13 protein-coding genes are annotated in these 13,848 nt (G+C 64.8%); 5 read left to right on the top strand and 8 right to left on the bottom strand.

Features of this window, described 5'->3' with window-relative positions; all coding sequences use genetic code 11:
- Window positions 1–1,186, bottom strand: a 1,186-nt coding sequence (locus VIQ49_RS24170) for an FAD-binding oxidoreductase (protein ID WP_331889134.1), incomplete at its 3' end; no start/stop codon positions are given.
- 177 nt (window positions 1,187–1,363) lie between these two features.
- Here VIQ49_RS24170 and VIQ49_RS24165 point away from each other — a divergent pair.
- Complete coding sequence (locus tag VIQ49_RS24165) at window positions 1,364–2,353, top strand: AraC family transcriptional regulator (RefSeq protein WP_331889133.1); 990 nt, start codon at window positions 1,364–1,366, stop codon at window positions 2,351–2,353.
- Here VIQ49_RS24165 and VIQ49_RS24160 read toward each other — a convergent pair.
- Genes VIQ49_RS24160 through VIQ49_RS24150 form a run of 3 tightly spaced genes read right to left on the bottom strand, consistent with a single transcriptional unit; the run spans window position 2,335 to window position 5,984 of the window.
- Window positions 2,335–3,843, bottom strand: a complete 1,509-nt coding sequence (locus VIQ49_RS24160) for a glutamate--cysteine ligase (RefSeq protein WP_331889132.1) — start codon at window positions 3,841–3,843, stop codon at window positions 2,335–2,337. The two genes, VIQ49_RS24165 and VIQ49_RS24160, sit on opposite strands and share 19 nt — an antisense overlap.
- The gene (locus VIQ49_RS24155; protein WP_331889131.1) at window positions 3,785–4,957 is read right to left on the bottom strand and encodes a phosphotransferase family protein; all 1,173 of its coding nucleotides are present in this window, start codon (window positions 4,955–4,957) and stop codon (window positions 3,785–3,787) included. The genes VIQ49_RS24160 and VIQ49_RS24155 overlap by 59 nt, the downstream gene beginning before the upstream one ends.
- Window positions 4,920–5,984 carry a hypothetical protein gene (locus VIQ49_RS24150; RefSeq protein ID WP_331889130.1) on the bottom strand — a complete coding sequence of 355 codons (1,065 nt, stop codon included), beginning with the start codon at window positions 5,982–5,984 and terminating at the stop codon, window positions 4,920–4,922. Before VIQ49_RS24150 ends, VIQ49_RS24155 begins: the two co-directional genes overlap by 38 nt.
- An 88-nt stretch (window positions 5,985–6,072) precedes the next feature.
- On the opposite strand from VIQ49_RS24150, the gene VIQ49_RS24145 reads away from it, so the two are divergent.
- Window positions 6,073–6,687, top strand: a complete 615-nt coding sequence (locus VIQ49_RS24145) for a TetR/AcrR family transcriptional regulator (RefSeq protein ID WP_331889129.1) — start codon at window positions 6,073–6,075, stop codon at window positions 6,685–6,687.
- Here VIQ49_RS24145 and VIQ49_RS24140 read toward each other — a convergent pair.
- The gene (locus tag VIQ49_RS24140; protein ID WP_331889135.1) at window positions 6,684–8,321 is read right to left on the bottom strand and encodes an ABC-F family ATP-binding cassette domain-containing protein; all 1,638 of its coding nucleotides are present in this window, start codon (window positions 8,319–8,321) and stop codon (window positions 6,684–6,686) included. The two genes, VIQ49_RS24145 and VIQ49_RS24140, sit on opposite strands and share 4 nt — an antisense overlap.
- Before the next feature lie 145 nt (window positions 8,322–8,466).
- On the opposite strand from VIQ49_RS24140, the gene VIQ49_RS24135 reads away from it, so the two are divergent.
- The 3 genes from VIQ49_RS24135 to purM all read left to right on the top strand — a co-directional run bounded on the left by VIQ49_RS24135 (window position 8,467) and on the right by purM (window position 11,845).
- Window positions 8,467–8,853 carry a sterol carrier family protein gene (locus VIQ49_RS24135; protein ID WP_331889128.1) on the top strand — a complete coding sequence of 129 codons (387 nt, stop codon included), beginning with the start codon at window positions 8,467–8,469 and terminating at the stop codon, window positions 8,851–8,853.
- 114 nt (window positions 8,854–8,967) lie between these two features.
- Window positions 8,968–10,521: an amidophosphoribosyltransferase gene (gene purF / locus VIQ49_RS24130; RefSeq protein WP_331889127.1), complete on the top strand. Its 1,554-nt coding sequence runs from the start codon at window positions 8,968–8,970 to the stop codon at window positions 10,519–10,521.
- A gap of 223 nt (window positions 10,522–10,744) precedes the next feature.
- The gene (purM, locus tag VIQ49_RS24125) at window positions 10,745–11,845 is read left to right on the top strand and encodes a phosphoribosylformylglycinamidine cyclo-ligase (protein ID WP_331889126.1); all 1,101 of its coding nucleotides are present in this window, start codon (window positions 10,745–10,747) and stop codon (window positions 11,843–11,845) included.
- A 230-nt stretch (window positions 11,846–12,075) separates the two neighbouring features.
- Here the strand turns inward: purM and VIQ49_RS24120 are convergent, their stop codons facing one another.
- From VIQ49_RS24120 to VIQ49_RS24110, 3 genes are all read right to left on the bottom strand, one after another.
- Entirely contained in the window at window positions 12,076–12,255 is a 180-nt protein-coding gene (locus VIQ49_RS24120) for a DUF3073 domain-containing protein (protein WP_331889125.1), read from the bottom strand.
- A gap of 194 nt (window positions 12,256–12,449) precedes the next feature.
- The gene (locus VIQ49_RS24115) at window positions 12,450–13,100 is read right to left on the bottom strand and encodes an MOSC domain-containing protein (RefSeq protein ID WP_331889124.1); all 651 of its coding nucleotides are present in this window, start codon (window positions 13,098–13,100) and stop codon (window positions 12,450–12,452) included.
- Between the two features lie 57 nt (window positions 13,101–13,157).
- Window positions 13,158–13,848: folate-binding protein (locus VIQ49_RS24110; protein WP_331889123.1), on the bottom strand; the 691-nt coding region annotated here is incomplete at its 5' end.

Below are 13,848 nucleotides of genomic sequence, written 5' to 3'. Positions count from 1 at the left end.
CGGGATCGGGATCGATCCCGGCTATCACTCCGTTCCACCCGCCGTTCCGGTAGGCAAACGCGGTTGCGTCCGCGGCAACACGCTCCGCGGCGCCACTGATCGGATAGAGGTGCATCGTCGACAGGGGCGACGGGATGGCTTCTCCGTGCCGGCGGTGATGTGCGACTGCGGTATCGGGGATCTCCTCGAAGATGTCGGCTTTCCAATACCACTGCAGTCCGGTGGGCAGAAGCCCGTCGAATGCACTCTGCAGTACGGGATACGGCATCGGCGCGAGACCGGACAGAAGCGGTGAGCCGAAATCCCGGATGGGGGCCAGCACCTGGTCCGCCCGTTCGTGTGGCCCCGAGTAGCACCACACGATCCCGCAGACCTTCCGGCCCCACAATTCTTCGGGAAAAGGCGCCGCGCCCGGGACTTCCAGGACGCCGATCCAGCCGTTCAGGTCGTCGGTCAGCGTCGGGATCAGGTCTCGGTACCAGCTCAGCACGGTCTCGGTGTCGGCGATGTCGTACAGGATCGGCCCGCCGATGACCTCGCCGGCTTCACCCAGCGGGTGGCATCGAAAGGTGAACGAGGTGACCACGCCGAAGTTGCCGCCACCACCGCGCAACGCCCAGAACAGATCGGGATGGTCTGTGGCGCTTGCGGTCACAAAGGATCCGTCGGCCAGCGCGACGTCGGCGGAGATCAAATTGTCGATGGTCAGTCCGAAATGCCTTGTGAGATAGCCGGTGCCACCGCCCAGCGTGAGTCCGGCGACACCTGTTGTGGAGACGAAACCCGACGGCGTGGCCATCCCGAAGGCTCCGGTGGCGTGATCGACGTCGCCCCAGACGCACCCGGCGTCCACACGAACGGTGCGGGCAGCCGGGTCGACGGTGGTCGAGCGCTGTGTGCGGAAGTCGATCACCAGGGCGTCCTCCCACACGCCGAACCCGGCACCGTGGTGGCCGCCGCCCCGTACCGCGAGGGGCATCTGATGCCGGCGTGCGAAGTTGACGCAGGCGATCACGTCGGCGACATCGGCGACGCAGGCAATGGCTGCCGGATGGCGGTCGATGGCCCCGTTGTAGACCATCCTCACGGTGTCGTAGTCGGCGTCGGAGGGCCCGATCAGCTGACCGCGAACGGCCTGGCGGAGCTCGGCGACGATGGCATCCGGGGTGGTTTCGTTGGTGGACATGTGATGTGCTCCTTCTGTACGGACTCACATGGTGGGAGACTGTGTAGTTGACGGTACGAAGCAGCGGTCATGTGCGGGAATGCCCTGGACACCGAAGGACTTGCCCATCCGTCCAGGGGTCGCCCGGGGATGTGCCGCACGTCCGGAATTGTTGTCCGATCGTCCGGGAGTCAGGCCATGGACGTCCTATCCGACGTTTTGCTCGCAGTGCGGTTGACCGGTGCGGTGTACTTCGACATCGACGCCCGCGCACCGTTTGTACTCCAGAGTCCGCCGACCGATGTGATCGCCGCCAAGGTCGCCGCAGATGCGGAGCACCTGATCGCGTTTCACGTCCTGACTCTCGGTTCGTGCTGGCTCGAGACGGTTGACGAGCCCGGACCGCCGCAGATGTTGCGGGCCGGCGAGATGGTGATCGTCTCCACCGGGGAGGAACATCTCCTGGCCTCGGCTCAAGGTCTCAGCGGGGCGCCCGACCTGTCGCAGTACTACCGACCGTTGACCGAGGCCTTGCCATTTGTCATCGACATCAACGGCGACTCGAACGCCGCACACTGCCGGATCGTGTGCGGTTACTTCGCCTGCGACCGGCGTCCGTTCAACCCGTTGCTCGAATCATTGCCGAGAATGGTCCACGCACCCGTGTCGAGCCGGAGCTGGGGATGGATGACGCGGCTGCTCGACGCGGCCCTCGAAGCGAGCGACGGTCAGAACGCCGGGCAGGAGGCGATGCTGGCCAAGCTGTCGGAGCTGATGTTCGTCGAAGCACTGCGGGCACACATCGACGGGTTGTCGCCCGATACCCGCAACTGGGCGGCCGGGATTCGCGACCCCGACGTCGGTTCGGCATTGCGACTCATCCACGGACGGTTCGCCGAGCCGTGGACGCTGGAACAGCTGGCCCACGAGGTGGCCATGTCGCGCTCGTCGTTTGCCGATCGGTTCACCGCCTATGTGGGAGTGCCGCCGATGACATACCTCGCCCGATGGCGTCTGCAACTCGCTGCCCGGCAGCTGCAAAACGGATCACTCAGCGTTGCGCAGGCCGCGAATTCGGTTGGATACCAATCGGAGTCTGCCTTCAACCGGGCCTTCAAGCGTCATGTCGGGGAAGCGCCAGGAGCCTGGCGACGTAAAGGCGTCGGATTCTACAGTTCCCACGTGTGAACCGCGGCGCCGTCGTGCATGCGCTCGATGTATTCGCTGAGCATCCCGGACAACGCGACCTCGCGGCTGTCGCCGGCTTCCTCCCTGGCGGCCACGCACGAGCGCTGCCACACCGAGCCCGTCTGGAGCGTGATCGCGCGTCCCTCGATGACCGACAGATATCGATCGCGGACATCGGACGCGACACCGAATGCGGCCAGGCCTTCCTCGGCGATGGGCAGCAGCCGACGCAGGACCAGCTCATCGGGGCGTACCCATCCGACGGTCGGCCAGTACAGCTGGCAGTCCATGCCGTCGCGAGCCGCCGTGTGCAGGTTCTCCGCGGCGGCATCGAACGACATCTGCGACCAGACCGGCCGCTCGGCGTCGACCAGTCCGCGCAGAAGACCGTAGTAGAAGGCAGCATTGGCCATCACATCCACCACGGTCGGGCCCGCCGGGAGCACCCGATTCTCCACCCGCAGATGGGCCTGCCCGTCGATGACGTCGTAAACCGGTCGGTTCCAGCGGTACACGGTTCCGTTGTGCATGCGGAGTTCGGTCAGTTCCGGTATGTCGCCGGCCTCCAGCTGCGCCAGCGGATCGTCGTCCGTGGTCACCGGCAGCAGGGCGGGAAAATAGCGGGTGTTCTCCTCGAACAGGTCGAATATGTTTGTGATCCAACGTTCCCCGAACCAGACCCGGGGCCGGACACCCTGGTTGATGAGCTCCTGCGGTCGGGTGTCGGTGGCCTGCTCGAAGACCGGGATACGGCTTTCGTGCCACAGGGCGGATCCCGCGAGGAACGGCGAGTTGCCGGCGAGTGCCACTTGAACGCCGGAGATCGCCTGAGCGGCATTCCAGTGATCGGCAAAGCTCTCTGGGGCGACGCGCAGATGCAGTTGCAGAGACGTGCACGCGGCCTCGGGCAGAATCGAATCGATCGACGTCCGGAGCCGGTCGGGATTCTCGCCGGGTACCAGCGGGATGCCGGTGATGTCGAGCTCGATGTCTTCGCCGCGGGCGGCAAAGATCTGCCGGTTCAGCAGGTCGTAGCGGGGGTTCGCTGAAATCCACTGGTGTGCAAAGTGTTCCTGCCGCAGGGTGGGCAGCATACCGATCATCACCAGATGGTTGTCGGTGCTCGCGGCCCTGGCCTCGGCCTGATTGAGCGAATCGCGCAGGCTGGATTCGAGAGAGACGGTGTCGGCGCCGACAAACGGGCGCGGGGCCACATTGATCTCGATGTTGAACTGGCCGAGCTCGGTCTGGTAATCGGGATCGGCGATCGCTTCGAGAACCGTGGCATTCGACATCGCCGGATTCATCGCCCGGTCAACAAGATTGAGCTCGACCTCCATGCCGAGCAACGGCTCGGGTGGATTGCCCTGGTCGGTGAACAGGCCGTCCGCGAGCATGCGTGCCACCGCTTCGGTGCACCGTCCCACCTGTTCACGAAAACGCCGCCTGTCCTCGCGGCTGAAATCGCGCTGGTCGACGTCCGTGCCCATCGCCCCATCGTGCCATGCATTGCGACACGAAGGGGCTTTCCGCTCGGTTTGGCGTGGTCAGGGCCCATCCAGAACGGATGCGATCCGCTGTGCACAGATGTCGGCGAGGTCGACACCCTCGAGGTCGAGTTTCTTGTTGAGCCGGATCAGCGGAACGGCCAGCAGCAGCGCAGCGGTGAAACATGTTGGACGGCCGCGATCCCGTCAGGCCCGCATACCGTTCGAGTGTTTCTTCGCGGGTGGGTGTTCCGTGCAACGATGCGTGACCGTCGAGGGGACTACTCACCCAATCGGTCAGGAACATCCACGCCAGGTCGGCGCCCGGGTCTCCGAGGTATGCGATCTCCCAGTCCAGTGCGGCGACCGGGTGATGATCGCCGGCGGCGTAGAGCACGTTGGACATGCGTGAATCGCCCCAGCACAACGTGACTCGCGAGGGTACGTACATGTGGTTGTCGGCCCAGTCGAGCGCCCGGGTCAACCCCGGATGCAGTGGTCTGTCGTCGCCGGCCCAATCGAGCGCGTACCGCAGGAAGTTCAGCAGCCGCTGCGGTGGCGTCGCGCCGAACCCGCGGAGATCCAGGAATCCCAAACACCTTTCGGCGGTGTTGATCTGGTGTACCCGGGCGATGAGATCGACGCACCCGTTCGACAGCCGCGCCCGGCCGTTGTCATCGGTCTCGGCGAAGACACCCTCGTGATGGTAGGAGGGGACATCGCTGACCGAGACGACATCGTCGATGCGGTCCATCACGAAGTAGGGAGTTCCCAGGTCGACGCCTTCGGCATCGATCCATCGTGTCTTCGGCACGGGCACCGCAGAATTGGCGAGGCGTTGCATCACCAGGTACTGCCGCCGCAGATCGAAGTCCGGCAGGACCGCGAAGTCGGGTGGTCGCCGAAAGACCAAGCCCTGCGTGCCGGTGGCGGCGGTGTCCGATGATTCCACGTCCACCAGGTCGAACAGGTACGTCTCGGTGGAGAAACCTTGTTCGGCTGGTCTCCAGTTGGTGATGGTCGCGTTGTGTGCGGCTGGGATCCGTTGGCGTAGTGCGGCTTCGAGTGCGGATGGAAGTTCATCGGCCGGCAACCGTGACGACGAGGCGGATGTCATCGCACAGGGTTTCGCTGAGCAAACGCACCGGCGCCAGCGCTTCTGCGTCGTTGGTGTCCACGGTGAACCCGTCGAGAAATTTGTCCCCACGGTAGTAACCACTTGCATAACCGTTGTAGTGGTCGTAGCCGGCCAGTCCGGGCCAGAAGTCGGTCATCGGGTGTACCTCGATGGTGCTTCTCGACCGGTCGCCCCGGATGATCGTGAAGGTGCCGCCGGACACGACTCGGGCATCATCCCGGAACTCCAGGGCATGCTCGACATCGATGATCGCCTCGTGTGGCCGACCGGACCCGGTGGGGTAGAGCAGCTCACCCTCGAACTGCCACCGCGACCCATCACTGTTCTCGCGCTGCGCGAAATGCACCAGCTCGTCGTCGAATTGGAAGATGCCCATGTAGTAGAGGACACCGTCGGGTAGATCGACCGGCTGGAGTTCGGTGCCTTCGGAAAGGCTGCCACCACCGCCTCCCCGGCGGATACCCCAGGAATGGTCCCGCCCGAACCACCACCGCTGCGGATCGATCTCGATTCGCTCGCCATCGATGTCGATCCAGCCCTCGACCCGGCCGTTTTGATAGAACCGGCGGGCGTCTTCGGTGACGCGTCCGCGAACCCGATGGAACGCGGCGGTCTGCTCGTACGTCTCGAATTGCCCGGTCAGACGCAGGTCCAGGCTCAGGGCTTGATCGTTCGGGGCCACCTGAGTTCGTACCTGCCGCAACGGTTCTTCGATCGAGTAGGTGTACGGGCCGATCGTGTACTCGCCGAGCGCGCCGGTTTGTGGGTTGAGTGTGGTGGACATCCGGACCACCTTGGCCGCGCCGCTGCGGGTGGTCACCATCGCATAGGCGTCGGTCACGTTGCGGTTGGGGTATCGGGCCATCCCGGTCATCACGTTGATGTCACCGGATTTGTCGAAGCCGTACATCACCACGCGTTCCACCCAGCGCAGATCACTCTGGGATACGTGGTCGAAGGTGGTCGGAAGCTGGTGGGACAAGATCTCGTCGTCGGGTGTCAACATGGTCCTGCATCTCCTGTTCGGGGTCCGATCGAGATACGTTAGAACATGAAACGTAATTAAAGCCGGGTTTTGCGGTAGTTTCACTCAGGTGACCACGAATCCCCAGCCGCTCCCCGGTCGTCCACGTGATCCGCAAAAGGACGTCGATGTACTCCGGGCAACGCGAGAGTTGTTGGTGGAGGTGGGCTATCAGGGGGCCACGATCGCGGCGATCGCCCGGCGGTCCGGGGTGGGGGCGCCGACCATCTACCGACGGTGGCCCCGTCGCGAAGCGCTGATCGAAGACGCCGCGTTCGGGAAGGCCGAGCCGGGCGTGGTCCCCGAGGCCACCGGTGATCTGCGGGAGGACTTCCGGGCGTGGTCGTCGATCTTCTTGCACCAGTTCGCAAATCCCGTGTCACGAGCGGCGATTCCGGGACTGCTGTTGGCTTATCAGTACGAGGGGGATCTCCACTCGCGGCTGGTGAACCGATCCGAGCACGACGTGAGGGTGCTGATGCGGAACCTGGTTCGCGGCTATCTACCCCAGATGCCCGCGGAGACCGTGACGTCCCGATCGGACGCGGCCTTCGATTTTCTTGTCGCGACCACTGCGATCCGAGCGCTGACGGTGGGTCTGACCGAGCACGACGCCTTTTGCGATCAGACCGCGACCGCCCTTACGGCGCTGGCCTACTCGACCTGGAAGCCGAGCGGTGACTAGGCCAGGGTCTCGGTCAACCGGCCATCAGCCAACTGCCAGCGGCGGGTTGCGCGGACGGTGGCCAGCATGCGCCGATCGTGGGTCACGAGCAAGACTGTGCCGGAGAATGATTCGACTGCCTGCTCCAATTGTTCGATGGCCGGCAGGTCCAGGTGGTTGGTGGGTTCGTCGAGTACCAGCAGGTTGACCCCACGTGCCTGCAACAGTGCCAACGCGGCTCGTGTGCGTTCACCGGGTGAGAGTGAGTCCGCCGAGCGGGTGACGTGATGCCCCTTCAATCCGAACTTGGCCAACAGGGTCCGGACGTCCGCATCGGTCTGATCGGGGATCTGGCTGCCGAAGGCCTCGGCCAGGGCGATGTCTCCGGTGAACAGACCTCGCGCCTGATCGACCTCACCGATCTGTACGCCCGAGCCCAGGGAGGCCGAACCCGAGTCCGGGGCTTGCGTGCCGAGAAGCAGCGACAGCAACGTCGACTTGCCTGATCCGTTCGTGCCGGTGATGACAATCCGATCGCCGGCGTCGACCTGGGTGCTGATCGGCCCCAGCGTGAAGTCACCGCGGCGCAGTGTCGCTTCGTTCAGTGTCGCAACCACGGTTCCCGATCGGGGAGCGGCCGCGATCTCCATGCGTAGTTCCCACTCTTTGCGTGGTTCGGCGACCTCTTCGAGACGTTCGATGCGACGTTGCGTCTGCCGGGCCTTCGATGCCTGCTTCTCGGTCGATTCCAGACGCAGGCCTTTGCCGACCTTGTTGTTGTCCTTGGATTTTCGGCGGGCATTCCGGACCCCGTGCTCCATCCAATTGCGTTGCATCTGGGCGCGATCGGTCAATGCGTCTTTGGTGTCGGCGTACTGCTCGTACGCCTCCCGGGCGTGGCGCCGGGCTACTTCACGCTCCACCAGGAACGCTTCGTAGCCGCCGGAGTACACCGACACCTGCTGCTGGGCGAGGTCGAGTTCCACGATTCCGGTGACCGTGCGCGCCAGGAATTCGCGGTCGTGGCTGACGACAACCATCGGCGTCCGGGAGCCCGCGACGAACTCCTCGAGTTGTGCGAGGCCATCGAGGTCGAGGTCGTTGGTCGGTTCGTCGAGCAGCAAGATGTCGTATCGGGACAGCAGCAACGAGGCGAGCCCGGCTCGCGCCACCTGTCCGCCCGAGAGCGCCGACATCGGCAGATCGAGGTCGACCGTCAGGCCCAGCCCGGCGGCGACCTGATCGGCGCGTTCCTCGAAGTCGGCGCCGCCGAGGTGCAACCAGCGGTCGAGGGCCGGGGAGTAGAGGTCGTCGCCGCCGTCGGCCAGTGCTTCGGCTGCGGCGTCCATCGTCGCCTGTGCCTGGGCAACGCCGGTACGTCGCGACAGGAACTCACGGACGGTCTCGCCCGGAGTCGGCTCGGCTTCTTGCGCGAGGTAGCCGACCTCGGCGTCGGGTGGGCTCAGTGTGATCGTGCCGTCGAAGTCCGCCGATCCGACTCCCGCAAGAAGTGTCAGCAGCGTCGACTTACCGGCGCCGTTGGCTCCCACCAGGCCGAAGACGTCTCCGTCGGCCACCGTGAGGTCGAGGTCGGAGAACAACGTTCGTTCGCCGTGTCCGGCGGTGAGTCCGGCAGCATGCAGGGTGGCGCTGATGGCGGTGACGCTCCTTTGTGGTGCAGTTTCTGCCCAGGAGCCTAATTGGTGCTCGATGGGTGGGACTCGACGCGGTGGCTTGCAGGTCACTTGATGCCGGGTGCTTGGTTCCGTGAGCTGTGATCGGAGATGTCACGATGTGACCGTGGCACCTCAGAAGTCGGTAGACCCGGCCGTGATGCGAGCAGCCGTCGTAACCGTGGCTTCGTGGCTGCGTGACCCCGACGCCGCCGAGCCGGCGAGAAGAGAGATCGCCGACGCGGTCCGGATGACAGCGCGAACCCTGGCGCAACTGGCGCCGGGAGGCTCTGTCGAGGTGCGGGTGCCACCGTTCGTCGCTGTGCAGTGCATCGAAGGCCTCCGCCATACGCGCGGAACGCCGCCAAACGTTGTCGAGACAGATCCGCGAACGTGGTTGCTGCTGGCGACGGGACAACTGGATCTCGGTGGCGCACTGGCCGATGGCAGGGTGTCCGCGTCCGGAAGCCGCGCTGGGGAGATCGTCCATTGGCTACCGCTGTTGCGGGTGTGACACGCCGAAACTCGTTGGTGGGAGCAATGACACGCCGCGACGATTCGCAATGGTGAATCGTGTGCCCGTAGACTCACGCTCAAGCCCTCCACCAGCCCACCCATGGGAGCGCCAGTGACCGAGCTGTCGATCAACAGCAACAACCTGCTAGATCCGGACGAGCCAGAGAACGAACCGCGTGAGGAATGCGGTGTGTTCGGGGTCTGGGCGCCTGGTGAGGATGTGGCAAAGCTCACTTATTACGGCCTGTATGCCTTGCAGCACAGAGGGCAGGAAGCAGCCGGAATCGCCGTCGCCAACGGTTCTCAGGTCCTGGTTTTCAAAGACCTCGGTCTGGTCTCCCAGGTATTCGACGAGCAGACACTCGGCGCGATGCAGGGGCATGTGGCCGTCGGGCATTGCCGGTACAGCACCACCGGGTCGACCACCTGGGAGAACTCGCAGCCGATCTTCCGGACCACCGCCGCCGGAACCGGTGTTGCGTTGGGCCACAACGGAAACCTCGTCAACACCGCGGACCTGGCCAGCAAGGCACGTGAACTGGGCCTGATGGATTCCCGCCGCGCCGGGGGAGCGACCTCGGACTCCGACGTCGTCGGTGCGCTGCTCGCGCACGGTGCCGCGGACGCCACGCTCGAACAGGCCGCGATGGAACTTCTACCGACACTGCGCGGTGCCTTCTGCCTCACCTTCATGGACGAGCACACGTTGTACGCCGCCCGCGATCCGCACGGCGTCCGCCCGCTGTGTCTGGGACGCCTCGACCGTGGATGGGTGGTGGCGTCCGAAACCGCCGCACTCGACATCGTCGGCGCGTCGTACGTCCGCGAGATCGAACCCGGCGAACTCCTGGCCATCGATGCCGATGGGGTCCGGAGCAGTCGCTTCGCCGAGGCCACACCCAAGGGCTGTGTCTTCGAATACGTGTACCTGGCCCGGCCGGACAGCGTGATCAACAACCGGTCGGTGCACACCACCCGTGTCGAGATCGGTCGCCGCCTCGCTCGCGAGTTCCCCGCCGACGGTGACCTGGTCATCCCCGTTCCCGAATCGGGGACGCCGGCCGCGGTGGGATACGCCCAGGAATCGGGTATCCCGTACGGCCAGGGCCTGATGAAGAACGCGTACGTGGGCCGGACGTTCATCCAGCCCTCGCAGACGATTCGTCAACTCGGTATCCGGCTGAAACTCAATCCCCTCAAAGAGGTCATCCGGGGCAAGCGTCTTGTTGTGGTGGACGATTCGATCGTCCGCGGCAACACCCAGCGGGCACTGGTCAGGATGCTCCGCGAGGCCGGTGCCGCCGAGGTGCACGTGCGGATCGCATCGAGCCCAGTCCGCTGGCCGTGCTTCTACGGCATCGACTTCGCGTCTCCGGCCGAACTGATCGCCAACGGCGCCGACTCCGAGGAGCACCTCGTCGAAGGCGTTCGGCACGCCATCGGCGCAGACTCCCTGGGCTACATCAGCACTGAACAGATGATCGCCGCCACCGAGCAACCGGCGTCGAACCTGTGTGCTGCCTGCTTCGACGGCAAGTATCCGATCAAATTGCCACGGGAGACATCCATGGGCAAAGCGGTTCTGGAGACCATGCTCAAGAACGCTGCGACCGATCAGGACGTCATGGCCGACAACGACAACGTCAGCGCTGTCAGGCGTCCCTGAGCGCGGGGGTTCACCTGCGCAAACCGTGCTGATTCACCGGTTCGACAGCCGGTTTCACCGGGATCGGCGAAGATCGGGTTGGGGCACAAGCATGTCCACGACCGCGGATATCGAAGCGCCCATCAGAAGTGGCTACACCACGCTCGGGTAGCGTGAAGCCGGATAATTCACCGCCCCGGCAGGAGTTTCCTGCCGACCTTCGAGAACGGAAACCGGACGCAAGATGACCGACAACGAGCCCGGCGGCGCCTCTTACGCTGCGGCGGGAGTGGACATCGACGCCGGCGAGCGGGCGGTAGAGCTCTTCGCCCCACATGCCAAGCGCACCTTGCGTCCCGAAGTCATGGGCGGCCTCGGCGGCTTCGCCGGCCTGTTCAAACTCAAGGGTGGCTACCGCGAACCGGTACTGGCATCGTCCACCGACGGTGTGGGCACCAAGATCGCGGTTGCGCAGGCGATGGGCAAACACGACACCGTGGGACGTGACCTCGTTGCGATGGTGGTCGACGACCTCGTGGTCTGCGGCGCCGAACCACTGTTCCTGCAGGACTACATCGCTGTCGGCAAAGTGGTGCCCGAAGTTGTCGCAGAACTGGTGAAGGGCATCGCCGACGGCTGTGTCGATGCCGGCTGCACCCTCCTCGGTGGCGAAACCGCCGAGCACCCGGGCCTGATGGGTGAGTCCGATTACGACCTGTCGGCCACCGGCGTCGGCATCGTCGAGGCCGACTCGGTGCTCTCTCCGGATCGTGTTCGTCCCGGCGACGTCGTCATCGCGATGGGAAGTTCTGGCCTGCACTCCAACGGCTACTCGCTGGCCCGTAAGGTCCTGCTCGAGTGGGGTCACATGGATCTCGGCGGTCACGTCGAGGAGTTCGAGCGAACTCTCGGTGAAGAGATGCTCGAGCCCACGCGGATCTACGCCAAGGACTGCCTCGCGCTGGCAGCCGAAACCGACGTACGCACGTTCTCACACGTCACCGGTGGTGGCCTGGCCGACAACCTTGCCCGGGTGATCCCCGGCGGGCTGGTGGCCGAACTGGACCGCGGAACGTGGTCACCGGCACCGATCTTCCAGATGATCGCACAGCGTGGGCGTGTCGAGCGCGCCGAGATGGAACGTACATTCAACATGGGCGTGGGCATGGTCGCCGTGGTCGCTCCGGAAGACACGGACCGTGCGTTGGCGGTGCTCACCGCGCGGCATCTGGATTGCTGGGTTCTCGGATCGATCAAGAAGTCGCATCATGTGTCGAAGACCGAGCACGGCAGGAGCGCAAAGAACGGTGTCGCCGAACTGATGGGCGAGCACCCGAGGTTCTGACAACCTCCAGCACCAAAAAGATTCGGCCGACGATTTCGTCGGCCGAATCTTTTTATTCGGAGCTATTTATGAACCGCACGATATTTCCAGCTCGAGTTCGCGACAGTCCCGTTTCAAGGCCGGCGCAATCGAACCCGGGGTATGCCAACAACCCGCCTGAGGTGTAGCGCTTCAGGGGGCTGTTGAAAAAAGAGTGGTCGAGTCCGTGTGTCGCGGACTCGCGACGGCCATCAGGCCCGCCGCCACCCTTCTTCATCGGACCACCGATCATCAGTGATCCCATCGTTCGGATCTACTGATTCGCTGCCCGACAGCTCTCGCTGCAGACTGTCGAAGTCGGTGTTCGGTGAGCTGTACTTCAGTTCACGAGCAACTTTGGTTTGCTTCGCCTTCGCCCGGCCGCGGCCCATTGGGGACCCCCTCGCGCAATGAAGGGGCGGCCAAACGTGTGGCGGCCCCATTCTGTGTTTACAAATATGGTCGTGAATCAGAGTCTACCGTGCCCGAAGGGGTGATGCGGACCAGCTTGTCCGCCGGTGGCGAGAATTTACATGCCGACGGCTGGATTCCGGGTCCGAATTCCGGTTGTCCGCTCCACCCGGGATCACCTCTTCGCGAGTCGATGCCAGCGCTTCGCGTCCCGCACCACCTTCGCCGGGAGGTCGTCGATCGCGAGCAGATTCGCCAACGAATCCGGGTCGGGTCCGGTGATGAGATGCCGGACCAGCACCCCGTGGTCGGGCCTGGAGACGACGGTGACGGCATCCCCGGCGCGGACCCGCCCCGGTGTCACAACCCGGAGATAACAGCCCACGTCCGCCCGCGCGTAGAAACGCTTGATCCACTGGTCTTCCTGGGCCCAGTCGGCGAACGTGCGGCACGGGGTCCGGGCAATCGTCACTTCGAGTTCGAGGTTTTCGCCGACCTGCCAGCGCTCGCCGATGGTGGCGTCGGTCGTCTCGATGCCGGCGATACGCAGGTTCTCGCCGAACCATCCGTAGGGCAGATCGCGCCCGAGCTCGCCGGCCCATCGCTGGGCCTCGTCCTCGCCGTAGGCGTACACGGCCTGATCGATTCCGCCGTGGTGTTTGGTGTCGCAGACGTGATCGATGGTGAGACCGAGCTCGTTGACATCGACGTGACCGTCGACCGCTCTCTTGTCGATCGCACTGTGTCCGACACCACCTGCGAGCGCATGTTCCTCGTGGACGGCGCAGACGGCGAGCACCGTGCCCGTGGCCTCAGTGCGGTGCATGCCTCATCGGCCTTTCAGCTTGTCGATACCCGGCGTGGCCTCAGTGCGGTGCATGTCTCATCGGCCTTTCAGCTTGTCGATTGCCGCGCGTCCGGCCTGGACGCGGTCGTCGGCCGGAACCGACGACGGGTCGATCGCAGCGCTGGCGCCACCGATGTCGAGCTGGGTGTCGGCCGGGATGCCGCGCTTCACCAGTGCAAGTGCGATCGGGCCGTACTCGAAGTGATCGACGACGGTCCCGACCCGACCGACGGCGCGCCCACCGACGGTGACCGGGTCTCCGGTTGCCGGGCGGTGTTCTGCGCTGCCGTCGAGGTGCAACAGAACCATCTGACGCGGCGGCTTGCCGAGGTTGTGGACGCGGGCGACCGTCTCCTGGCCCCGATAGCAACCTTTGTTCAGATGGACCGCACCCAACTCGTCGGGCGAACCGATCCAGTTGACCTCATGGGGAATCGTGCGCTCGTCGATGTCGATCCCCAGCCGGGGGCGCAACGATGGCACCCGAAGTGCCTCGTAGGTCCACATGCCGGCGGGGCGGGCGCCGACGGCGGTCAGGCTCGACCACCATCCGATGAGCTGATCGGTGGGCACGATCAGGTCGATCGTCTCGATCGACGCGTGCTCACCCAGCGCGGGCATCACCCGCCAGAAACCGCCGTCGGGCAGGGCGCCGGCGTCGTAGACAGATGCTTCGTTCGGAATCTGCAGGAGTTGTGCGATGGCGCCGGTGCGAGTGGCGGGACCG

The sequence above is a fragment of the Williamsia sp. genome, from assembly GCF_036566845.1.
In the GTDB taxonomy this organism is placed as follows: domain Bacteria; phylum Actinomycetota; class Actinomycetes; order Mycobacteriales; family Mycobacteriaceae; genus Williamsia.
The sequence above is the reverse complement of the archived record's forward strand: the minus strand, read 5'-3'. Positions and strand labels throughout refer to the sequence as shown.

Bases quoted from the DNA above. Each gene is read 5' to 3' on its own strand.
- VIQ49_RS24165 (WP_331889133.1), top strand. From the start codon at position 1,364: ATGGACGTCCTATCCGACGTTTTGCTCGCAGTGCGGTTGACCGGTGCG.
- VIQ49_RS24160 (WP_331889132.1), bottom strand. From the start codon at position 3,843: ATGGGCACGGACGTCGACCAGCGCGATTTCAGCCGCGAGGACAGGCGG.
- VIQ49_RS24155 (WP_331889131.1), bottom strand. From the start codon at position 4,957: ATGACATCCGCCTCGTCGTCACGGTTGCCGGCCGATGAACTTCCATCC.
- VIQ49_RS24150 (WP_331889130.1), bottom strand. From the start codon at position 5,984: ATGTTGACACCCGACGACGAGATCTTGTCCCACCAGCTTCCGACCACC.
- purM (WP_331889126.1), top strand. From the start codon at position 10,745: ATGACCGACAACGAGCCCGGCGGCGCCTCTTACGCTGCGGCGGGAGTG.
- VIQ49_RS24120 (WP_331889125.1), bottom strand. From the start codon at position 12,255: ATGGGCCGCGGCCGGGCGAAGGCGAAGCAAACCAAAGTTGCTCGTGAA.
- VIQ49_RS24115 (WP_331889124.1), bottom strand. From the start codon at position 13,100: ATGCACCGCACTGAGGCCACGGGCACGGTGCTCGCCGTCTGCGCCGTC.